The sequence below is a fragment of the Pseudomonas reidholzensis genome, from assembly GCF_900536025.1.
GTDB lineage: Bacteria > Pseudomonadota > Gammaproteobacteria > Pseudomonadales > Pseudomonadaceae > Aquipseudomonas > Aquipseudomonas reidholzensis.
Genome location: NZ_UNOZ01000030.1, coordinates 255,612 through 275,590 on the forward strand (window position 1 = coordinate 255,612; position 19,979 = coordinate 275,590).

General features: G+C 62.1%; 18 protein-coding genes. 12 read left to right on the plus strand and 6 right to left on the minus strand.

Annotated features, from left to right (window positions below):
• Position 1 precedes the first annotated feature (1 nt).
• Complete coding sequence (locus tag CCOS865_RS20770; RefSeq protein ID WP_119144323.1) at positions 2-835, plus strand: cache domain-containing protein; 834 nt, start codon at positions 2-4, stop codon at positions 833-835.
• Between the two features lie 116 nt (positions 836-951).
• On the opposite strand, the gene CCOS865_RS20775 is transcribed toward CCOS865_RS20770, so the two are convergent.
• The 3 genes from CCOS865_RS20775 to CCOS865_RS20785 form a co-directional block, all read right to left on the minus strand.
• Positions 952-1,887 (minus strand): VOC family protein, encoded by a 936-nt coding sequence (locus CCOS865_RS20775; RefSeq protein ID WP_119144326.1) that lies wholly within the window; start codon positions 1,885-1,887, stop codon positions 952-954.
• A gap of 22 nt (positions 1,888-1,909) precedes the next feature.
• Positions 1,910-3,067 (minus strand): alpha/beta hydrolase family protein, encoded by a 1,158-nt coding sequence (locus CCOS865_RS20780; RefSeq protein ID WP_119144328.1) that lies wholly within the window; start codon positions 3,065-3,067, stop codon positions 1,910-1,912.
• A 366-nt stretch (positions 3,068-3,433) separates the two neighbouring features.
• Entirely contained in the window at positions 3,434-4,357 is a 924-nt protein-coding gene (locus CCOS865_RS20785) for a LysR family transcriptional regulator (RefSeq protein ID WP_119144330.1), read from the minus strand.
• 187 nt (positions 4,358-4,544) lie between these two features.
• Between CCOS865_RS20785 and CCOS865_RS20790 the strand changes: the two genes are divergently transcribed.
• Complete coding sequence (locus tag CCOS865_RS20790; RefSeq protein WP_119144332.1) at positions 4,545-5,669, plus strand: FAD-dependent oxidoreductase; 1,125 nt, start codon at positions 4,545-4,547, stop codon at positions 5,667-5,669.
• 22 nt (positions 5,670-5,691) lie between these two features.
• Positions 5,692-6,033, plus strand: a complete 342-nt coding sequence (locus CCOS865_RS20795) for a Rieske (2Fe-2S) protein (protein ID WP_119144334.1) — start codon at positions 5,692-5,694, stop codon at positions 6,031-6,033.
• A 29-nt stretch (positions 6,034-6,062) separates the two neighbouring features.
• On the opposite strand, the gene CCOS865_RS20800 is transcribed toward CCOS865_RS20795, so the two are convergent.
• Together CCOS865_RS20800 and CCOS865_RS20805 are read right to left on the minus strand one after the other, a co-directional pair.
• A complete protein-coding gene (locus tag CCOS865_RS20800; protein ID WP_119144336.1) occupies positions 6,063-7,289 on the minus strand; it encodes a PAS domain-containing sensor histidine kinase in 1,227 nt (408 codons plus the stop codon).
• Positions 7,279-8,094, minus strand: coding sequence for an alpha/beta fold hydrolase (locus CCOS865_RS20805; RefSeq protein ID WP_119144338.1), 816 nt, complete (start codon positions 8,092-8,094; stop codon positions 7,279-7,281). Before CCOS865_RS20805 ends, CCOS865_RS20800 begins: the two co-directional genes overlap by 11 nt.
• Positions 8,095-8,282: 188 nt before the next feature.
• On the opposite strand from CCOS865_RS20805, the gene CCOS865_RS20810 reads away from it, so the two are divergent.
• Entirely contained in the window at positions 8,283-8,519 is a 237-nt protein-coding gene (locus CCOS865_RS20810; protein WP_119144340.1) for a hypothetical protein, read from the plus strand.
• A 72-nt stretch (positions 8,520-8,591) separates the two neighbouring features.
• Complete coding sequence (locus tag CCOS865_RS20815; RefSeq protein WP_119144342.1) at positions 8,592-9,101, plus strand: P-loop nucleotide/nucleoside kinase family protein; 510 nt, start codon at positions 8,592-8,594, stop codon at positions 9,099-9,101.
• On the opposite strand, the gene CCOS865_RS20820 is transcribed toward CCOS865_RS20815, so the two are convergent.
• Positions 9,081-10,082, minus strand: coding sequence for a metallophosphoesterase (locus CCOS865_RS20820; RefSeq protein ID WP_119144345.1), 1,002 nt, complete (start codon positions 10,080-10,082; stop codon positions 9,081-9,083). The two genes, CCOS865_RS20815 and CCOS865_RS20820, sit on opposite strands and share 21 nt — an antisense overlap.
• Positions 10,083-10,512: 430 nt before the next feature.
• On the opposite strand from CCOS865_RS20820, the gene CCOS865_RS20830 reads away from it, so the two are divergent.
• From CCOS865_RS20830 to CCOS865_RS20860, 7 genes are all read left to right on the plus strand, one after another.
• Complete coding sequence (locus CCOS865_RS20830; RefSeq protein ID WP_119144347.1) at positions 10,513-11,025, plus strand: sigma-70 family RNA polymerase sigma factor; 513 nt, start codon at positions 10,513-10,515, stop codon at positions 11,023-11,025.
• The gene (locus CCOS865_RS20835; RefSeq protein WP_119144349.1) at positions 11,022-11,972 is read left to right on the plus strand and encodes a FecR domain-containing protein; all 951 of its coding nucleotides are present in this window, start codon (positions 11,022-11,024) and stop codon (positions 11,970-11,972) included. The genes CCOS865_RS20830 and CCOS865_RS20835 overlap by 4 nt, the downstream gene beginning before the upstream one ends.
• A gap of 106 nt (positions 11,973-12,078) precedes the next feature.
• Positions 12,079-14,421, plus strand: coding sequence for a TonB-dependent siderophore receptor (locus CCOS865_RS20840; protein ID WP_119144351.1), 2,343 nt, complete (start codon positions 12,079-12,081; stop codon positions 14,419-14,421).
• A gap of 15 nt (positions 14,422-14,436) precedes the next feature.
• The gene (locus CCOS865_RS20845; protein ID WP_119144353.1) at positions 14,437-16,290 is read left to right on the plus strand and encodes an extracellular solute-binding protein; all 1,854 of its coding nucleotides are present in this window, start codon (positions 14,437-14,439) and stop codon (positions 16,288-16,290) included.
• Positions 16,277-17,347, plus strand: coding sequence for a microcin C ABC transporter permease YejB (locus CCOS865_RS20850; protein WP_119144355.1), 1,071 nt, complete (start codon positions 16,277-16,279; stop codon positions 17,345-17,347). Before CCOS865_RS20845 ends, CCOS865_RS20850 begins: the two co-directional genes overlap by 14 nt.
• Complete coding sequence (locus CCOS865_RS20855) at positions 17,347-18,369, plus strand: ABC transporter permease (RefSeq protein ID WP_119144357.1); 1,023 nt, start codon at positions 17,347-17,349, stop codon at positions 18,367-18,369. Before CCOS865_RS20850 ends, CCOS865_RS20855 begins: the two co-directional genes overlap by 1 nt.
• Positions 18,344-19,978 carry an ABC transporter ATP-binding protein gene (locus CCOS865_RS20860; RefSeq protein ID WP_244216150.1) on the plus strand — a complete coding sequence of 545 codons (1,635 nt, stop codon included), beginning with the start codon at positions 18,344-18,346 and terminating at the stop codon, positions 19,976-19,978. Before CCOS865_RS20855 ends, CCOS865_RS20860 begins: the two co-directional genes overlap by 26 nt.
• The last annotated feature ends 1 nt before the right edge of the window (position 19,979 follow it).

Sequence of the window (19,979 nt, forward strand, 5' to 3'; positions counted from 1 at the left end):
CATGCGCTTATTCAAAGGGCTGTGGGGCGCATTCGCGCTCCTGATCGTTTGCACCGCTGTCCATGCCGACGAGGAGCAGGAGGCGCGCCGCCTGCTGCAACGTGCGGTCGATTATTACCAGGCCCAGGGCGACGCCGCGTTTGCAGCGTTCAGCCGGCAGGGTGAATTCATCGATGGCGAGCATTATGTGTTTGTGGTCGACACTCACGGCATCATGCTGGCCAGTGGCGGCAGCTCTGCGGTGTTGATCGGCCGCGACGTGTCACAGGTGTTGGAGCCGGAGTTGCGTGGCGCGTTCCAGCAGGCGCTGGCGGGCGAGGAGGCGGGGGTGCGAGTCGCCGAGTACGGTTGGATGAACACCCGCGACAGCCGGGTCGAGCGCAAGCGGGTGTTCTTCCAGCGGGTGGGCGACCGGGTGATCGCGGTCGGCCTGTACCTGCCGCGGGCAACGCCTGAAAGCGCGGCGGTCCTGCTCGATCGGGCCGTCCAGGCACTCAAGCAGGACCCGCAAGGGAGTATTGCGGCGATCAATGACTTGTCGCCGCGGTTTCGCGAGGACGATCTCTACGTCTTCGTGATTGACCTGCGCTCGGGACGCTACCTGGCGCACGGCTACAACCTGCGGCTGCTGGGGGTAGACTTTGCCAAGGTCAAGGACCCGGATGGCAAGCCGGTGGGCAAGCCGATACTGGACTTGATGAAAGGGCGCAGCGAAGGCGGTTACGATTACCGCTGGAAGAACCCGGTGACCGGCAAAATCGAGGACAAATACGCGCTGTTGCGCAAGCAGGGCGACAGGCTCGTGGCAGTCGGGTACTACAAACGCCTCGACTAGTCACTGGATGACCTTGAAATAGAAAAAGACCGGCTGTATTCAGCCGGTCTTTTTTTGCCCCCAGGTCGTGTCAACAACGCCGTTCAGCACGCGCGGGCAGCGCTGGACAGTCGTTGTCAGTGCTTCGGAGGTGGGCCACCCGGTGCCCATTTCTGCTGGTGGTGGAAGAGGAAGTACTGCGAATTGTCGGCGCCTGGCGCGGCGACGCGAGCACTCCAGCTGTCGTCATGCTGATCCATGTCGGCATCGTATTCGACGTGGCAGCCCATCGGGCTGTTGAAATACCAGAACCAGTTCGAGCCCAGTTGGTGGCGGCCCGGCCCCCAGAACGACTCATAGCCTTTTTCGACGAAGCGGGTGCCGGCGATCATGACTTCGGTAGGCCCACCCATATGGAAGGTGAAGTGCTCGATGCCCTTCATGAACGGCGGCGTCTGGATCAGGAACAGGGTGTGATGGTCCAGCGTGCCGGCCGGGCGCAGGAAGGGGCCGGTGTCGACGAAGCGGTCGGTGCAGACAAACCCCAGGCGCAGGTAGAACGCCTCGGCCTTGGCCTGGTCGGGCACGAAATAGACCACGTGCGACAGGCTGCGCGGCAATGCCGCGATGTCGTTGCTGGCCCCCAGCGCATTGATCGGGCGCGCGGGTGCGGCGTAGGGTGCCTGGCTGGTTTCGCCGGCCAGCTCCAGGGCACGCCGCTGGGTGATCTGGAAGCCCAGGGCAAAGCCCATGTCGTCCACCGCGCGCAGCACACCGTCTTCACCCCGGATGACCTCGCGGTCCTTGCGCAACTCGGCCTCGATGGCCTGCAGGGTATCTTCGTCGGCGACCCCGTAGACGGTTTCACGCAGGGTGTTGGCGGTCTCCATGGCGGCCGGTAGCCTCGGGTCGTGGCGCACGCGGACGAGCACGCCGGTACCGTCCAGCGCCTCGAGGAAGGCGCCGGATTGATCCTGCTCACGCAGCTTGAGGCCGTAGTCGATCAGGTATTGCACGCAGTCGTCGACATTGTCGACGCCAAACACCAGGTAGTCAGGTCCGATGATGTTCATTGTTGGTTTCTCTTCTCGGTTTTCAGGCGGTGCGACCGCCGAGGGTCTCGGCGACCCAGTCGGCAATGAATTGGCCAGCGTTGATGGAATTGTCGAAACTGGAGTGCTGCACGCCGCCTTCGCGCGGGGTGAAGATCTTCAGTTCACGCTTGGGGCTATTGATTAACTGCTCGTAGGTGCGATGGGCCCACTTGAGCGGGATCTGCGAGTCCTGTTCGCCATGGGTGACCAGGAACGGCACCTTGATCTTTTCCACCACACCGTCCAGGTGGACGTTCTCGGCGATCTGCATGAACTCCTCGATATCGCGGCCGCCCCACACCCAGCGCACGTGCTCCCAGTAGTGCGGCACGGGCAAGCTGCCTTCACGCTCGAGCCGACGTTTCTGCACTTCACGCCAGTCATGGTTGGCGCCCCAGACCACGCCACAGGCAAAGCGCGGTTCGAACGCGACCGCACGCGGGCAGTAGTAACCACCGAGGGAAACCCCTTCACAGCCGATGCGGCTGTGGTCGACGTCGCTGCGGGTCTCGAGCCAGTCGACCACGCGGCTGGCCCAGTGCTCGGCGTCATAGCGGGCTTTGAGGTCATGCAGGCGCAAGGCCTCGCCCGTACCGGGCTGGTCGATCAGCAAGGAGGCGATGCCACGTTTGGCCAGCCAGAAGGGCAGGCCGACGCGGTACTTCATCTCCTTGGTCGAATCCAGGCCGTTGAGCTGGACCAGGATCGGCGCCGGGCCGCTAGCGCCTTCGGCGCGCACGTACAAGCCAGACAGCACCTTGCCCTCGTAGGGGATCTCCACACGCTCACAGTTTTCTTGCGAGAGGGCGATGCCGCGGGCAAAGGTGTCGAGGAAGCGTTGATACAGCTCGGCGCGGCCTGGCGCACCGTGGGCTTGCAGCCGTTCACAGGTGAGGTAGTAGGTGGCGGCACGGTTGTACTTTTCGCCGGCCGACAGCAGGCGGCCCTGCGCTTCATCTTCGCCTGCCAGGTCACACAGCTTGTCGGCCATGGTCGACCAGGTCTGCCGAAATGCCCGGGTGCCTTCAGCATCAGGTTGCTTGGCGGCCTCTTGCAGGGGCTCGCACATCTCGACGATCTCGCCGATGCGCGCGCCCATCTCCAAGGCGAGATCGACAGAAAGATTCCAAACGTAGTTGGTGGGGAAGTAACGGAACATAATGTTGTTTTCCTTCTTGGATCCGGATCATCATCGGCGCGGGTCGAGCCTGGCAGTCGGTTCGTTGCAGGCCGCGGCTACAGGCACCTGCGACCATGGCGCAGACGACGGCCACCCTTGGGGCAGCCCTGGCACGCTCGCATGGCGGTGAGGAATTCGACAAATCGCTTGTTGGAATGCCAGCTATCAGATTGCGCGATACGTTGAGGCGCGGCGGGGCCGCAGAGGTTCACGGCGGGGGAGGAAGGCGCGAGTGCTGATGGCGGCCGCGCAGGCCGCCGTCAGCCAGAGGGGGAGTGGGACGGGCCAGTGGTGGCGTGGTCTGCCCTGGCGATGCGGCGGGTGGTGGCTCTAAAGCCAGCGGGATCACCCTGCAAGCGGCACCTGAGGTCGGCTGGCCATTTCGAGCAGTTTGTTGCGCAACCAGGCCAGGATAGGGTCGCGGTCCAGGCTGCGGTGCCAGCACATGAACTCTTGCATGGGCGGCAAGTTGACCGGTGGTGGCACGATGCGCAGTGGCAAGTTGCGGGCATACAACAGGGCCAGGCGGCTGTGCACGGTGGCCACCCGGGCGGTACCGATCACCAGTTGTGGCAGGGTATTGAAGTCGTGGGTGATGACTTCGAGGCGGCGCTTGCAGCCGTATTCGGCCATGAACCATTCTTCGATGCCCGGTGAGCGATTGCGCCCAAAGGCCACCGACACGTGGCCCAGCTCCAGGTACTGCTCCAGCGTCAGACGCTCACCCACCGCACTGTTTTGCTGGCACACCACGCACACGTGCTGCTCTTCGAACAGCAGTTGTGACGGGTGTTCCTTCACGATGTAGTGCTCGGGCGCGATCATCAGGTCGACTTCTCCACGCCTGAGCATTTCTGTGGCCGTTTCGCCTGGGCTGACCAGCTCGAAGGTCACCTGGGGAGCTTCCTGGTTGATCTCTCGAATGACTTCGGCAAACAGCACGCTGATCAGGTAGTCAGACGCCATGATGCGGAAATGGCGCTTGCTCTGGGAGATGTCGAACACGGGCTTGGCGGTAATGGACGTCTGGATTTTAAGCAGCACTTCGCGCACTGGTATTTCCAGTTCCTTGGCCAAGGGCGTGAGCATCATCTTGCGCCCCACCTGCACCAGCAGGTCGTCTTCAAAATAGCTTCGCAGCCTCGCCATCACGCCGCTGGTAGCGGATTGAGTCATGTGCAGACGCGTGGCAGCACGGGTGATGTTCTGCTCTTCGAGCAACACATCGAGTGCCACCAGGAGGTTCAGATCCAGGTGTTTGAAGCGCATCACAGGCCCCTCTTGTTGTATTTATTTTCGCGATACCCTGCATCCTGACTATCGATTAGTCAAATTCTTCAGCGCTTTTTAGCCTGTGCCCAGAAGCATCGGCGGCGCCGCTGTCTGCCTGTTCAAAAGGCACCCTGGTTGCACCGCAGGTGGCACGTTCACCACAACAAGAACAAGGGATTCACGCATGAGCGATATCAACAAGGTACTTATCGTGGGCGGCGGTATCGGCGGGCTCTGCGCCGCTATCGCATTGCGCCGCCAAGGGGTCGCCGTCGATCTGGTAGAGATCAAGACCGAGTGGACGGTCTACGGCGTCGGCATCATCCAGCAGAGCAACGTCGTGCGCGAAATGGCCAAGCTGGGGGTGCTCGATCGGTACCTGGACGCCGCCTACGCCTTTGAGGATGTGGGCATTTACGATGTGCAGGGCAACCCCTTGGCACGCATCCCCGGTCAGCGGCTTGCAGGGCCAGAGTACCCGGCCAACGTCGGCATCTCGCGCCTGGCCCTGCATCAGGTGTTGAGTGATACCGCCGTTGAACTGGGCACGCAGGTGCGGCTGGGGTTGAGTGTTGCGGCCTACGTGGACGACAGCCACGGGCTGGAGGTTACTTTCACCGACAACACCCAGCAGCGTTACGACCTGATGATCGGCGCTGACGGCGTGTACTCGAAGATCCGCGGCATGCTCTTCGCCGATACCTACACGCCGCGCTTCACCGGCCAGGCGGTGTGGCGCTACAACTTTGCCCGGCATCCTTCGATCGACCACCTGGCGACGTTCACCGGGGCGGCTGGCAACGCAGGCCTGGTACCGTTGGCCGATAACCTGATGTACCTGTTTTCGACGTCTCACGAGCCTGACAACCCGTGGTATGCGACCGAGCAGTTGGCCGTGACCATGCGCGAACGGCTGGCCAACATGGGCGGTCTGGTCGGTGAACTGCGTGAGCAGATCATCGATGACAGCCAGGTGGTCTACAAGCCGATGGAAGTGGTGTTTGTCGATGAGCCCTGGTTCAAGGGCCGGGTGTTGCTCATCGGTGATGCGGCGCATGCCACCACGCCGCACCTGGGCCAGGGGGCAGGCATGGCGATCGAGGATGCACTGGTATTGGGCGAAGAACTGTTCGGCGACGGGTCGCTGCCCGAGCGTCTGCAACGGTTCATGACGCGCCGTTTCGAGCGCTGCAAGTACATCAGCGAGAACTCGATCCTGGCGGGCGAGCGGGAGATGGCCCGCGATCCAGCGTTCGACCGTATCGGCCTGACCAAGGCGATGCTGAAACTGACGGCCGAGCCGATCTGAACCCATCCCCCCGAGGTGTGCGATGCCCCAGCAACCGGTATTTCTTTGCCATCAGCACCAGCTTGAAGAAGGGCAGGCCAGGGGCTTTGACCCGTGGGGGGAAGGGCGCGACAGCGTGATCGCCATGATCTGGCAAGGGCAGGTGCGGGTCTACGCTAACCTGTGCCCGCACTTTGGGGTGACGATGCAGTTCCGCAAGGACCGGTTCATGTCCGGTGACGGTGCGCACATCGTCTGCTTCGCCCATGGCGCGTTGTTCGATCCCGACGATGGCGCTTGTGTGCTCGGGCCTTGCCTGGGGCAGGCGCTGACGGCGCTTGCCGTGACGACTGACGAGGCCAGCGGGCTATGGCTGAGTGCGTGACGGTGATCACCCATAGACCCCGCGCCTGATCAGGGTAAACGCGAGTCCTGCGTTATGTTGCCCTGATCATCGACAGGTCCCGATTCAGGGTCCACCGGGAAGCTGACGCAGAACAGGGTGCCTGCTTCAGCCGATGAGCTGACGGCCACATCGCCACCATGGGCCCGGGCTAGCTCCCTGACGATGTACAAGCCAAGGCCTACGCTTCTGATGTCAGACGCTTGCTCGCTGAGTCGTGTCATGGGCTCGAACAGGTTGGGTTGCGAGGCCTCGGGAATGACAGCGCCCTGGTTGTGTACCGACAAGGAGGCGATACCCGCCGCGACCCCGGACGTGATCGTGATGGGGTGGGCCAGGTCGCCATAGGCCACACTGTTGGCGACCAGGTTACCGATGACTTGCTGCACCCTGTCAGCGTCGAAATCAGCCAGGCCTGCGCCGGTCTGCTGGTGAATCAACATCGCCTGGGGAAACGCGACGCGTAACTCGCTCACACTCTGCCCCGTGGCCTGGTGCAGGTCGGTCGGCCGTCGGGTGATGCGAATGCCAGGGCCCACCCTCGCCAAGGTGAAGTCCAGCAGGTCCTCGATCATCCGCTGGGCGCGTTGGGACGACTGGCCGATGTGCTCGAGGAGTTGAGTTTCTCGTTGGGTGCGTTCGCCGCGGCCTAAAAAGTCCGTGGCCATCTTGATCGCGGTGAGCGGGTTCTTCAGGTCATGGCTGGCAATGGCAACCATCTGTTCAGCGAACAGCGCCCTGCGTTGGGACTTTTCATACGCCACATCAAGTTCGACTTTTGCCTGCTGCAACGCCGCTTCTGCCCGGGTTTTCTCCAGCAACAGTTCTTCTGCGCGCCGGCGTGATTCGAGCAGTTCGCGTTCATAGCGGTCTCGGTCAGCGGTGCCAAACAGCGCCAGCTCATAAAAAGCGCCATCGGGATGCTCACGCCTCACGCCATTGAGCAACATGGTGACCGTTTGCCCATCGGCATGTTTGAACTCGAGTTTGATCTCGGCGACTGAACCTTGCATGCGCATCAACGGCGCCCAGTGGGTCTGGTGGAAGATCCGCCCACCCATCGTCAGCAATTCCTGAAAACGCCGCTGGGCCAGCTCCACTTGGCTGAAACCGAGCCAAAGACTGAAGATCCGGTTGCTGCGCAGGATCGTGCCGTCTTCCCGGGTGATCACCAGCCCGCAGGGCGCGCCTTCGAACAGCTCATCCGAGCCCGGCAGAACGGAAAGATCAATCGACATGTTCGCCTACCCAGGGCAGAAGAAAGTGATCCATTGCCTCGGCACACGCACCCGGTGCGCTCATGTGCGGACAGTGGCCAATGTTATCGACCAGATGGAGGACGCTGTTGGGCAGATTGGCATGCATGTAGTTGCCAACGTCCAACGGCGCAATCAGATCATCCGAGGATTGCAGGATGAGCGTCGGCGTCGCCAGGCCGGCAATGTCTTTGCGGTTATCGGACAGGAAGGTCACCCGTGCGAATTGCTTGGCGATCTCGGGTTCTGTGCGGCAGAAACTGTTGGTGAGCTCTTCACCCAGCGCTGGCTGCCCGGGCGAGCCCATGATGGCCGGGGCCATCGCGCTCGACCAGCCGAGGTAGTTGCTGTCGAGGGTATCGAGCAGCGAGTGGATGTCTTCGCGCTTGAAGCCCCCCACGTATCCCTCTGAGTCGATGTAGCAAGGCGAAGGGCCCACCATGACGTGAGCGGCAATGCGCCCAGGGACCAGGCGGTCGGCGAGTGCACTGATCATCGCGCTGACCGAGTGGCTGACCACGATCACCGGCCCGAGCGCATAGCGCTCGATGACGTCGTTGAGGTCGTGTGCGTAACCCGCGAGCGAATCGTATTTTTCCCGCTCATACGCATCCAGATCGGACCTGCCGGCACCCACCAGGTCATACAGCACCACGCGAAAGCGGCCGGTGAAGTGCTGGAACAGGTACTGCCACATGGTCTGGTCGCAGCCGAAACCATGAGAAAACACCAGCGTCGAAGGGCCATCGCCCAGGACTCTCACATTGTTCCGGCGTTGAATATCCATGCATCAGGTCTCCACTCGGCCAAGACACCTTGGCTCTGGGGAAGAATAGTGCCGGGGAGGCAGTCTAAAGAGCAAGGTTGTGAGATTTATTGTGTAGGGGGCTGGTAGCGAGGAGGGCGGCTTCAGCTGAACCAAATGCTGTCCCATGGGTCAGGATCTCTAGCGAATCCAACTTCACGAGGCCACTGATGCGCACTTACAACGTAGAATATGCTTTCAAAGGCGAGCCGCGAAGCCATGAGTTTCAGCTGAAGCAGGGTGAGTTGCCTGTCCACGAGGCCGCGATGCACCTGATCGTGTTGCATTTCGGGGATGGTGAGAACAGTTTGGTCATGCCTGCGGCTGATGCCAGCCCGGAGGAGATTTTGGAGCAGGCGGAGTTGCTTGAGATCTCGCAGGTCAGGGTGCATGGGGTGGGCAAGTAGACGTGCGAGCGGTGCGTTGAATTTTGCGGGCTGCGGCCCTTATTGAGTGACTTACAGATCGAAGGACAGACCATGCTTGTCGTATTCAGCGGCCTTCCTGGCACCGGAAAAACCACCATCGCCAAGGATCTCGTCGCTACGACAGGCGCCTTTTACCTGCGCATCGATACGATCGAGCAAGCGATCCGAAACTCCGGTGCGCTTGCGCATGACGTGGGGCGCAGTGGTTATATGGTCGCTTATGAGCTGGCGCTGAGTAATCTTCGTCTAGGTCATACGGTCATCGTGGATTGCGTGAATCCGGTGAGCGAGAGCCGGATGGCGTGGAGTGACGCGGCCTCGAAGGCCAGTGTTCGGTTGGTCAATATCGAAGTGATTTGCTCGGACACGAATGAGCATCGGCGCCGGGTAGAAACGAGATCCAGTGATATTCCGGGGCTGACTCCACCCACCTGGCAATCGGTGCTGGATCACGACTATGAAGTGTGGGTCGAGGCGCCGTTCTGCATAGACACCGCCCTGGCCTCGCCAGCGCAAGCGGTAGCGATGATCAGCAAACGCTTATCCCAGCAAACGCCTTAAAAGCCCTTCGATCTGACTGTCCGCATGCCTGGCACATAGTTCGTCCAGCTTGGCGCTTCGACGCTCTCCAGTTGCAAGGCTAAGGCCATGCAACGCGTTGGTCAGCCGTTGCTGCTCCTCCACGCCTGCACGCACTTCCTGCCACATCGAGTTGACCCGCTTCGCCACCGAGTCTAGCTCTGCGGCCATCAACTGTGCCTCGATCAGCTTGTTGCCGTTCACCGTTGTCTTGAGCGTCGCAGCACGCGCTTCGAGCGCCTGCAGCTGCTCGGTCAGGCACTCGGCCTGGTCGATCGTTGTAGCGACACCCTCGATGTAGATCTTGTCCTCCTGGACGCTATATATCGCGAGCGAGCCATCGGCGCCACCCGTGATATCCAACGCCAGCACATTGCCCAACCTCAGCGGGCGCGGAATCCAGGTGTGCCCAGTGCAGACTCGCCATACACCCGGGACACCTTCACGGTAATGCTTGACGATGCGATCCCTTCCCCAGAGGGCGATGTCTTCGATGGCGGAATTATCGAGTTGGCTGACGAAGGTCAGCCAGGGCATCCCCGCCGGTACGTCGGCGTGGACGACGCCAACGGCACCGCTATCTGACTCGATCTGGATGGCGATCGGCAGGCTTCGCAGCTTGTCGATGATCATGCCCTTGGAGTCTTCGGCGATCGTCATCCACCAGCCTGCGCCGTGAGCGCTGTAGCGCGCTTGGGGGTTGGCTTGATAGGCATCGATGAGCATTCGCTCGTGATTGCCTTGCACGCTGAAGAACCACGGTTCGCCGAGCAGCTTGAGGCCGTCCAGGACGCCTGGCCCGCGGTCGATGACATCGCCCACGGCTATCAGCCGGTCGGTGGTCCGGTCAAAACCCAGGGCTTGCAGGCCGCGATGGAGGTCGGTGGTTTTGAAGTGGATGTCGCCGACAACGAAGTCGCGGCCATGGCGGTTTTTCGGCAGATGGAGGAGCTTGGAAGTCATGGGGGAGGGTGCGTCTCCGGGTGGGTTTCCGGGATGTCGAATCGTGGCCATTTTCCGACTTGGCACGCCGGCAGTCGAGCTAAATGCTTAGTGACCTGGGCAAGCTCAGTACCGGAAAGGGGGGGTAGGCAGCAGCCCCTCGAGGCTGATGTCGAGGCGTGGAGGCCGCTCCCTACCAGGGCAATACGCGTTTAGCGCACGCTCGCCCGTACGTTTTCACGGAAACTGTTTTCGTAGCAGTCTTGGCCCTTGACCTTCTCGGCCAGCGTCGGGACTGTTCCATTCAGGGGTGACCCAGACGCGAGAAGGCGTCGGTTAGTACGGCTGCTTATAACCACTACTGGTATTTTTTGTTATTTTTAATTTCTTTTTGTCCATTGCATAGTGTCGCTCTTTATACGCCAGCCAGGCGTTGCAGGAGGGCCACACCGTGGACGTCGATCATAAATCTCGCAGTCTGCTGATCGACCGATGGTTCAGAAGCGAGTATCGCTGGCTGCGTACCCGGGTCGTGAAAGACGTTGGTTGCCCGCACAGCGCTGAGGACATCGCCGCGGAAACCTTCGCGCAACTCCTGACCCTGCGCGATCTGCTGTCTGTCCGCGCTCCGCGCGCGTTGCTCGGCACCATTGCCCGTCGCCTGATGTATGAAGGCTGGCGACGGCGCGACCTGGAGAAAGCCTACCGCGAAAGCCTGGCCAATCAGGAGGAGGGGTATCACCCCTCACCGGAAGAGCAAGCGCTGGTGATCGAAGCGCTACTGACGGTGGACCGGCTGCTCGATGGTTTGTCGAGCAAAGCCAAGACGGCATTCCTGCTGCACCAGCTCGACGGCCTGACATACGCTGAGATCGCTGCCGAGCTCGCGGTGTCCCCAAGCCGGGTCCAGCAATACATGGTGCAGGCGTTCAAACACATCTACCAGGCAACCACCCACCCATGAGTCAGAATGAAAGCCGGGTTGTCGATGAAGCGGCCGAGTGGATGGCGCTGCTGCAGTCGGGGCACGCGAGCCCTGAAGAACAGCGGGCATTTGTGCACTGGCGGGACAGCCATCCCAGGCACGCAGAAATCATCTCGCGGATGGGCGGGGGATTGAAGCAGCTGCCCCTCGATACATTACGCGCGATACCGCGTGAAACCGTCCTGCGCAGTGTCAACAGCCCCTCCACACGTCGTCGATTCGTCGGTAAAAGCCTGTCGGTATTGGCCGTGGGGATGCTGGCGATGGGGCTGGGCAGGCGCTATGGGCTTGTCGCGTTGCCGAGTGAACTGCACACCAGTACGGGGGAGCGGCGGGCATTCACGCTCGAGGATGGCAGTGCCTTGACGCTCAATGCTCGCACACGCGTTGCGGTGCAATTCAGCGCTCACGAGCGGGTGCTGTCCTTGCACTGCGGCGAACTCCTGGTGGATGTGGCGCGGGACCCTGCTCGGCCTTTCGTGGTCGAGACCGATCACGGCCGCATGCGCGCACTGGGCACTCGTTTTCTGGTACAGCGCAAAGCAGACTCGACGCGGATTGTCATGCTGCATTCGAAGGTCGAGGTCAGCACCCGGTCGGGGCTCAGGCAAATTGTCAGTGCGGGGCAAAGCGTAAGGTTCGACCAGCATGCCTATCTCGCGATGGGGGCTTCGAGTGGCGATGAGAGCAGTTGGACGGATGGCCAGCTGGCGCTGTACGACCGTCCGTTGGCAGAGTTGGTCGAGCATCTGCGTAGCTACCGTCGCGGCATCATCGTTGTCAGCCCCGAGGTTGCCAGCTTACGCATCAGCGGCCTGTACTTCCTTGACGATACCGACCGCACACTGCAGTTACTCCAGCTGTCGTTGCCAATTACAGTGCGTTTCCATACGCCCCTTTGGGTGAGCATCGAACCTCGCGGTTGAGGGCTGGCCTCGCTGCGCTGCACGACCGTTATTTTTTTTCGTGCCCCCTATAAATCCCGCTTCCTCGTTTCACTCATATCCATCAAGTCATTGAGAGGGAGGGGGTATGAGGGTTTTCAAGGGTTCGCTGCTGGCACCGTGCATCGCATTTGGTCTTGTGCTCAGCACGCAGGCGAGTGTGGTCGTAGCCGAGGGGCAGGCGCAGCAGCGGACGGTTCATTTTGAGTTGGGCGCTGGGCCGCTGGATCGGGTGCTGGTGCAGATTTCCCGGCAGGCGGCTGTGGCTATCTCGTTCCAGCAAGAAACCCTGCAGGGGCTCATCAGCAGTCCGGTCGAGGGTCAACTGACGGTCGGCGAAGCCATCGACCAAGCGTTGCAAGGGACCGGCCTGCGCCGCGTGCAGAGCGACGCCGGCATCAGTATCGAGCACGACAGCCAGCCCGCACGCTTGGGAACCATCACCGTCAATGGGCTGCACACACGTGAGCCGAAAATGATCGCGGGTGCACTGGGCAGCGCCAGTGCACTGAAAACCCCATTTTCCACCGTCCAGGTGAGCAGCGAGGAACTTCAGGAACGTCAGATCAAGTCGTTGAGCAAGGCCTTGGCAGGTGACGCTTCGGTCGATGCCAAGGGCGATACCTACTCGCTGACGGCCACCAACCTGACCGTGCGTGGCGTGCGCCTGGACAACGGCGGAAGCTACAAGATCAATGGCCTGCCGATCCTGATGACGACCCTCGAGTTGCCCATGGAGGCGTTCGACTCGGTACAGCTGTTGAAGGGCGCCTCGGGCTTCATGTACGGTTTTGGCGCGCCGGGTGGAGTCGTCAACTACGTCACCAAGAAGCCTACCGATCAGACCACGCTCAGCCTGGACGCCGGCGTGCGTTCCAATGGGGTCTGGAGCGAACACGTGGATATCGGCGGGCGCACCGGGCCTGATGACAGGTTCGGCTATCGCCTGAATGCGGTGCATGAAGAGGGCGAGACGCCCACCCGGTCGAATGTTCATCGTGATGCGTTCTCGCTGTTGCTGGATGCGCGCATCAACCCGGACCTGACCTGGACCGCGGACACCTTCTATCAGGACCGGCTTATCAACGGCGGTATCCAGAACTACCGCTTGCCCAAGTACACCGGGTCGAGCCTGCCGGACGTGATCAATCCCAGGACCAACCGGTCGGGGATCGACGACACCAGCTTCCAGTCGCGCGCCTGGCTGGCGGCTACAGGCTTGCAGTGGACTATCACCCCCGACTGGTCGGTGAGCCTGGATTACAACCACTTCGATCAACAGCGCGTGTACATTTCCGAGTACCCGACACTGCTCAATGAGGCGGGTGACTATGAAGAAGTTCTCAGTACCGGCAACGGTTCGGCGGTCTACGATCAGGTCCAGGCGATGCTGCAAGGTAACTTCAGCACCGGCCCGATAGGCCACAAGATCGTCCTGGGCACGTCCTGGCAAGGCTACGACCGCCGTTCCAGCACGGTTTCACTGTTCCAGAGCATTGGCACCAACAACCTCTACACCACGCCGAACAAGATCAGTTACGGCGGCCAGATCGACTACCCCACCTACCGCGTCTCCTACATCGAGCAGCGTGCAGTGTTTGCCAGCGATACCCTGGACCTGACCCATGGTTGGTCGCTGCTGGCCGGGTTGCGGCTGACCGAGTACACCCAGGATGTGTACAACGTCGCGGGGGCGAAGACCTCCGAGTACCGCAAGGTCCCGCTGACCCCAACGATCGCCCTGATGTATCAGCCTCGGCCTGATACCACCTTCTATGCCAGTTATGTCGAGGCGCTCGAGGCCGGCGAGACCGCAGGCTCTACCTACCAGAACGCCGGCGAAACGCTCGATCCGATCACCAGTAAACAGTACGAAATAGGGGTCAAGACCGAGCGCGAGCGCTGGGGTGGGTCGCTGGCGGTGTTCCGTCTGGACCGCGGTGCCGAGTATGGCAACGGCGCAGGTTTCTACGTCCAGGACGGCGAGCAGCGCTACCAGGGGGTGGAGCTCAATGCACGCCTGGAGCTCACCGACAGCACCACGTTGAACAGCAGCTCGACCTGGCTGGACGCGACCTTCACCCAGAGCGAAGAGGCGCTGATTGGCAACCGTGCCTCTGGCGTACCGCGCTTTCAGCAAAGCCTGTCGATCAGCCAGAAGGTCCCGGGCGTTGATGGGCTGAAGGTGTATGCCGACGCACGTTACAAAGGCGCGTCCGAAGCCAATGACACCAACACCCTGGAGGTCCCCAGTTTTACCCTGTTTGGCGCCGGGGCCAGTTACCGCATCCCGGTGGATGCGCATGATGTCACGCTGCGCCTGGCCGTCGACAACATCGCCAATCGACGTTACTGGGCATTTGCCTCGAGCAACTCGGTCTTCCTCGGTGCGCCGCGGACCGTGTCGTTCAACGTCAGCTTCGATTACTGATCAGCGGGGCCAGCCATGTTTCAGCGTCTGGCGCGGAGCGCCGTGTACCTACTGTTGTGCGCACCTGCAGTGCACGCCCAGCCTCAGCCGTTTCTCACGGTCTATGGCGAGGCTGCCAAATACGCTGTGCAGTTCGAGCACTTTGCCTACGTCAACCCCGACGCCCCCAAAGGCGGGCGTATGAGCCTGTTGTCTCAGGCAGCAGCGTTCGACCACCTGATTCCCTATGTCGACAAAGGTCAGGGTGTCGACAAGCTCGAGGGTTGGCTGTACGGGTCGCTGGCGACGCGGTCGAAGGATGAACCCTTCACCGTGTATGGGTACATCGCCAAGACCCTGGAGCTGGCCCCGGACCGGACCTGGCTGCGTTTCAACATCGATCCCCGAGCCCGCTTCGAAGACGGTGCGCCGATCACCGCTGAAGACGTGCGCTACACCTTCGAGCAATTGATGAAGCACGGCAAGCTTGCGTACCGCATCCAGTTCGCCAACGTTACCCAGGTCACCGTCGAGGCGCCGTTGCAGGTGCGTTTCGACTTTGCCGATGGCGAGGATCGGGTCTTGCCCCTGGAGCTTGCGACCCTGCCGGTGCTGCCTGAGCACTGGTGGCGCACGCGTGACCTGGCCAACGGTGGCGGTTTCGAGATCCCGCCTGGCAATGGTCCGTACCGTGTGGTCAAGGTCGATCCAGGGCGCAGTGTGAAGCTGCAGCGAGTCGCCGACTGGTGGGGCGCAAACCTGCCGGTCAACCGTGGGCAATTCAATTTTGACCAGCTCAGCATCGAATACTTCGCCAACAGCGGTAGCGGCGCGGTGCAGGCGTTTCGGGCGGGCGCGTTCGACCTGCAGGCGGTGAGCTCCGCGGCGCAGTATGCGACGGCGTACCAGGGTGACGCGCTCGAGGACGGTCGCTTGCAGCGCGAACGCCTGGCGCAAGGCGCTATCCGTAATGCCCAGGGCTTCTTCTTCAACCTGGACCGGCCGCAGTTTGCCGATCGCAGGGTGCGCCAGGCGCTGGCCCTGTTATGGGATTTCGAATGGACCAACCGCACCATTCTGTATGACGCCTACCGCCGCCAGCGCAGCCACTTTTCCAACGGGCCCATGGCGGCGCGTGGGCTCCCCGGGCCTGGAGAGAGGCGCCTGCTGGACCCTTGGCGGGCTCAATTGCCGCCAGAAGTCTTCGACACGGCCTTCGAACCGCCCACCAGCGATGGCAGTGGCGTGATTCGCGACAAGCAACTGCAGGCGCTGGCACTGCTCGAAGCCGCGGGCTGGCGGCCGCGGGGCAATCAGTTGGTGGATGCAGCCGGCACACCGTTGCACTTCACCTTCCTCATCAGTGGCCCCAGTTTTGGCCGGCTGGTAATGCCGTACAAGCGCAACCTGGCGCAGATCGGTATCACCCTGGAATTTCGCAGCGTGGACTCTGCGCAGTACATCAACCGGCTGCGCACCCGTGATTACGACATGATCATGGCCGCCTACCCGGTCTCCGCGACGCCAGGTCGTGAGTTGCTCAACTACTTCGGCTCGCGCGCGGCCGGTGACCCAGGCTCGAACAACTACATCGGCCTGCGCAGCCCTGTGGTCGATGCCCTGATCGACCGGGCAATCAAGGCCGACAGCCGCCAAGCACTGCAAGACAGCACACGGGCACTGGATAGGGTGCTGCAGTGGGGGTACTACTGGATCCCCAATTACTACCCCGCCGGCAACCCTGTGGTCTGGTGGAACCGCTTTGGACGGCCAACCGCCGGGGCGGCCGACGACCAGACCCAGGACGCCTGGTGGCAGGTCAGTGAAGTGCCACTGAGCAACGCCCAGATGCGCGCCCGAGCAGAGGAGCACAGCCATGCTGGGTTATAGCGTGCGGCGCCTGCTGCTGATCATCCCCACCTTGCTGGGCATCCTCCTGGTCAACTTCGCGATCGTCCAGGCGGCCCCTGGCGGCCCGGTCGAGCAGGCCATTGCGCGCATGCAGGGCCTGGACATGGCGCAAGACCTCGGCGGGGCCACCGTCGACAGCTTTGCGACGACTGCGACGTCTTCGGCCAGCCGCGGCCTTGATCCACGCCTGGTCGCTGATATCGAGCGGCAATATGGCTTTGACAAGCCGCCCCTGCAGCGGCTCTGGTTGATGCTCACGCAATACGCGCAGCTGGATTTCGGCAGCAGTTTCTACCGCGGCATCAGCGTCACTGACCTGATCGCAGAGAAAATGCCCGTCACCGTGTCTCTGGGATTGTGGGCGTTGTTGATTACCTACGGGATTTCCATCCCGCTGGGGATCCGCAAGGCGGTCAACAATGGCAGCGCCTTCGATGTCTGGACCAGTACGCTGATCATCATCGGCTACGCGGTGCCGGCGTTTCTCTTCGCGCTGTTACTGATCCTGATGTTCGGGGGCGGCAGTGGTTTGAACTGGTTGCCGATCCGCGGCCTGGTCTCGGAAGATTTTGCCACGCTGTCGGCGGCCGGCAAGGTCCTCGACTACCTGAAGCACCTGGTACTGCCGGTCACCGCGTTGGTGGTGGGTGGCTTTGCGACGCTGACCCTGCTCACCAAGAACAGCTTCCTTGACGAGCTCTCGCGCCAGTACGTGATCACCGCTCGGGCCAAAGGTGCCGGCGAGCGGCAGGTGCTGTACGGGCACGTCCTGCGCAATGCGATGCTGATGGTGACCGCAGGATTGCCCAGCGCCATGTTGCACGTCTTTTTTGGCGGCTCGTTGCTGATCGAGGTGCTGTTTTCCCTCGATGGCATGGGGCGCATGAGCTATGAGGCGGCGGTCTCGCGCGATTACCCGGTGGTATTCGGCTCGCTGTTCATCTTCACCCTCGCCGGGCTGTTGATCAAGCTGGTGGGAGACCTCTGCTACCGGCTGATCGACCCTCGTATCGACTTCTCATCGAGGGGCCACTGATGCTGCAGCTTTCCCCCGTGAATCAGCGCCGCTGGCAGCGCTTCAAGGCCAATCGCCGCGGTTACTGGTCGCTTTGGCTGTTCCTGGCGGTATTTGTCACCAGCCTGGCCGGGGACCTGATCGCCAACGACAAACCCTTGTTGCTGGTCAGTCAAGGCCACTGGCATTTCCCCGCCTTCAAGACTTACAGCGAAGTGGAACTGGGCGGGCAACTGCCCTTCGAGCCGGATTACCGTAGCGCCTACGTTCGCCAGCTGGTCGAGCAGCAGGGCGGCTGGATGCTGTTCGCACCGATCCAGTTCGGCGCCACCACGGTCAATTACGACGTGCGCACGCAGGTGCCCAGCCCGCCCAGTCGGGACAATTGGCTGGGCACCGATGATCAAGCGCGCGATGTGGCCGCGCGGGTAATTTTCGGCGTGCGACTGTCGCTGTTGTTCGCCTTGGCACTGGCCTCCGTCAGCAGCCTGATCGGCGTCTGTGCAGGGGCATTGCAAGGCTACTACGGCGGCATGGTGGACCTCTTCGGCCAGCGCTTGATAGAGGTCTGGGCGGGGCTGCCGGTGTTGTACCTGCTGATCATCCTGTCGGGCCTGATCCAGCCCGGTTTCGGCTGGCTGCTGGGGATCATGGCGGCATTCGCCTGGCTGACCCTGGTCGATGTGGTACGCGCGGAAGTCCTCCGAGGGCGCAACCTGGAATACGTCAAGGCAGCCCGCGCCATGGGCCTGAGCAGCCTCGAGGTGATGGTCCGGCATGTCTTGCCCAATGCCCTGACGGCGACCCTGGCATTTCTGCCGTTCATTGTCACCGGCGCCATCGGCACCTTGTCTGCGCTGGATTTCCTCGGCTTCGGCATGCCTGCCGGCAGCCCCTCGCTTGGCGAACTGATCAGTCAGGGCAAGAACAACCTGCAGGCGCCATGGTTGGGGCTGACAGCCTTCTGCGTGCTGGCAGTGCTGTTGAGTCTTTTGGTATTTATCGGTGAGGCCTGTCGTGACGCATTTGATCCAAGAGCCTGAGAGCACCGACCCGCTGATCGCCATCCGTGACCTGCGCGTGAGCTTTGCGGGGCAGGCGGTGGTCCGCGGCGTTGACCTGCAGATACGCCGGGGCGAGTGCCTGGCCCTGGTGGGTGAGTCGGGTTCGGGCAAGTCGGTAACGGCCCATTCGATTCTGCAGTTGCTGGGGCCTGGCGTGCGCACCGAAGGCAGCATCCGCTTGTCTGGTGAAGAGCTGTTGGGCATTGAACCGGGCCGTCTGCGGTCGCTGCGGGGCAACCAGGTGGCGATGATTTTTCAAGAGCCCATGAGTTCGCTGAACCCGCTGCACAGCGTTGAACGGCAAATCGGCGAGGCCCTGCGTTTGCATACCTCGCTGGATGCTCCAGGGATTCGTCGTCGGGTGCTGGAGTTGCTGGGCCAGGTTGGCTTGCAACACGCCGAGAAGCGCCTGCAGGCCTACCCCCACGAGTTGTCCGGCGGGCAGCGCCAGCGGGTGATGATTGCCATGGCGCTGGCCTGCGAGCCGCAACTGCTGATAGCCGATGAGCCCACCACAGCGCTCGATGTCACGGTCCAGCGCAAGATCCTGCAATTGCTCAAGAACCTGCAACAGCAACTGGGCATGGCCTTGTTGCTGATCAGCCATGACCTCAACCTGGTGCGGCACATCGCTCAGCGGGTGGCGGTGATGCGGGATGGGCAGATCGTCGAGCAAGCACCGTGTGAAGTGGTGTTTACCCGGCCTGCGCACCGCTACACCCGGCAGTTGCTGGATGCCGAGCCTGGCCGCGAACCGGTGGCGGTCGCAGCGTCGGCGACCTTGCTCGAGGTCAAGGACCTTGACGTGACGTTCCCGCTTGGCGGCCCGCCCTGGCGGCGGCGTTATCTGGAGGCGGTGAAGGGGATCGGCCTGAGCGTTCGGCGCGGGACCACGCTGGGCATCGTCGGCGAGTCCGGCTCGGGGAAGTCGACCCTGGGCCAGGCTATTTTCCGGCTGATCGACGGCCGCGGCAGCGTGCGCTTCGACGGCACTGCATTGGACGCGCTCGAGGGTCGCCACCTGCGCCCTTGGCGCAAACGCATGCAAGTGGTGTTTCAGGACCCGTTTGGCAGCTTGAGCCCGCGTATGACCGTCCTGCAGATCATCGCTGAAGGCCTGCGTGTGCACACACGACTGACGCCCGAAGAACGCGAACAAGCGGTAATCACCGTGCTGGAGGAGGTCGGCCTGGCTGGCGAGGTTCGCCACCGATATCCCCACGAGTTTTCCGGCGGGCAGCGCCAACGCATCGCCATCGCCCGGGCGATCGTACTCAAGCCTGAGCTGATCCTGCTGGATGAACCGACGTCGGCGCTCGACCGCACCGTGCAAAAACAGATCATCGAGCTCTTGCGTCACCTCCAGCAGACGTATGGCCTGACGTACCTGTTCATCAGTCACGACCTGGCGGTGGTCCGCGCGCTCGCGCATCAACTGCTGGTCATGAAAGACGGCGTGGTTGTCGAGCGTGGCGCTACGGCGCAGGTCTTCGACGCCCCCGCACACCCCTATACCCGCCAGCTTCTGGCGGCAGCACTGGCCCCCGGTGGCCGCGATTCGCAGCCCTTGGCGCTGCCCTACCCGTAGC

What these genes read in the sequence shown, in the direction of transcription:
- CCOS865_RS20770 (WP_119144323.1), top strand. Translation starts at nt 2, where the DNA reads ATGCGCTTATTCAAAGGGCTGTGGGGCGCATTCGCGCTCCTGATCGTT.
- CCOS865_RS20775 (WP_119144326.1), bottom strand. Translation starts at nt 1,887, where the DNA reads ATGAACATCATCGGACCTGACTACCTGGTGTTTGGCGTCGACAATGTC.
- CCOS865_RS20780 (WP_119144328.1), bottom strand. Translation starts at nt 3,067, where the DNA reads ATGTTCCGTTACTTCCCCACCAACTACGTTTGGAATCTTTCTGTCGAT.
- CCOS865_RS20785 (WP_119144330.1), bottom strand. Translation starts at nt 4,357, where the DNA reads ATGCGCTTCAAACACCTGGATCTGAACCTCCTGGTGGCACTCGATGTG.
- CCOS865_RS20790 (WP_119144332.1), top strand. Translation starts at nt 4,545, where the DNA reads ATGAGCGATATCAACAAGGTACTTATCGTGGGCGGCGGTATCGGCGGG.
- CCOS865_RS20795 (WP_119144334.1), top strand. Translation starts at nt 5,692, where the DNA reads ATGCCCCAGCAACCGGTATTTCTTTGCCATCAGCACCAGCTTGAAGAA.
- CCOS865_RS20800 (WP_119144336.1), bottom strand. Translation starts at nt 7,289, where the DNA reads ATGTCGATTGATCTTTCCGTTCTGCCGGGCTCGGATGAGCTGTTCGAA.
- CCOS865_RS20805 (WP_119144338.1), bottom strand. Translation starts at nt 8,094, where the DNA reads ATGGATATTCAACGCCGGAACAATGTGAGAGTCCTGGGCGATGGCCCT.
- CCOS865_RS20810 (WP_119144340.1), top strand. Translation starts at nt 8,283, where the DNA reads ATGCGCACTTACAACGTAGAATATGCTTTCAAAGGCGAGCCGCGAAGC.
- CCOS865_RS20815 (WP_119144342.1), top strand. Translation starts at nt 8,592, where the DNA reads ATGCTTGTCGTATTCAGCGGCCTTCCTGGCACCGGAAAAACCACCATC.
- CCOS865_RS20820 (WP_119144345.1), bottom strand. Translation starts at nt 10,082, where the DNA reads ATGACTTCCAAGCTCCTCCATCTGCCGAAAAACCGCCATGGCCGCGAC.
- CCOS865_RS20835 (WP_119144349.1), top strand. Translation starts at nt 11,022, where the DNA reads ATGAGTCAGAATGAAAGCCGGGTTGTCGATGAAGCGGCCGAGTGGATG.
- CCOS865_RS20840 (WP_119144351.1), top strand. Translation starts at nt 12,079, where the DNA reads ATGAGGGTTTTCAAGGGTTCGCTGCTGGCACCGTGCATCGCATTTGGT.
- CCOS865_RS20845 (WP_119144353.1), top strand. Translation starts at nt 14,437, where the DNA reads ATGTTTCAGCGTCTGGCGCGGAGCGCCGTGTACCTACTGTTGTGCGCA.
- CCOS865_RS20850 (WP_119144355.1), top strand. Translation starts at nt 16,277, where the DNA reads ATGCTGGGTTATAGCGTGCGGCGCCTGCTGCTGATCATCCCCACCTTG.
- CCOS865_RS20855 (WP_119144357.1), top strand. Translation starts at nt 17,347, where the DNA reads ATGCTGCAGCTTTCCCCCGTGAATCAGCGCCGCTGGCAGCGCTTCAAG.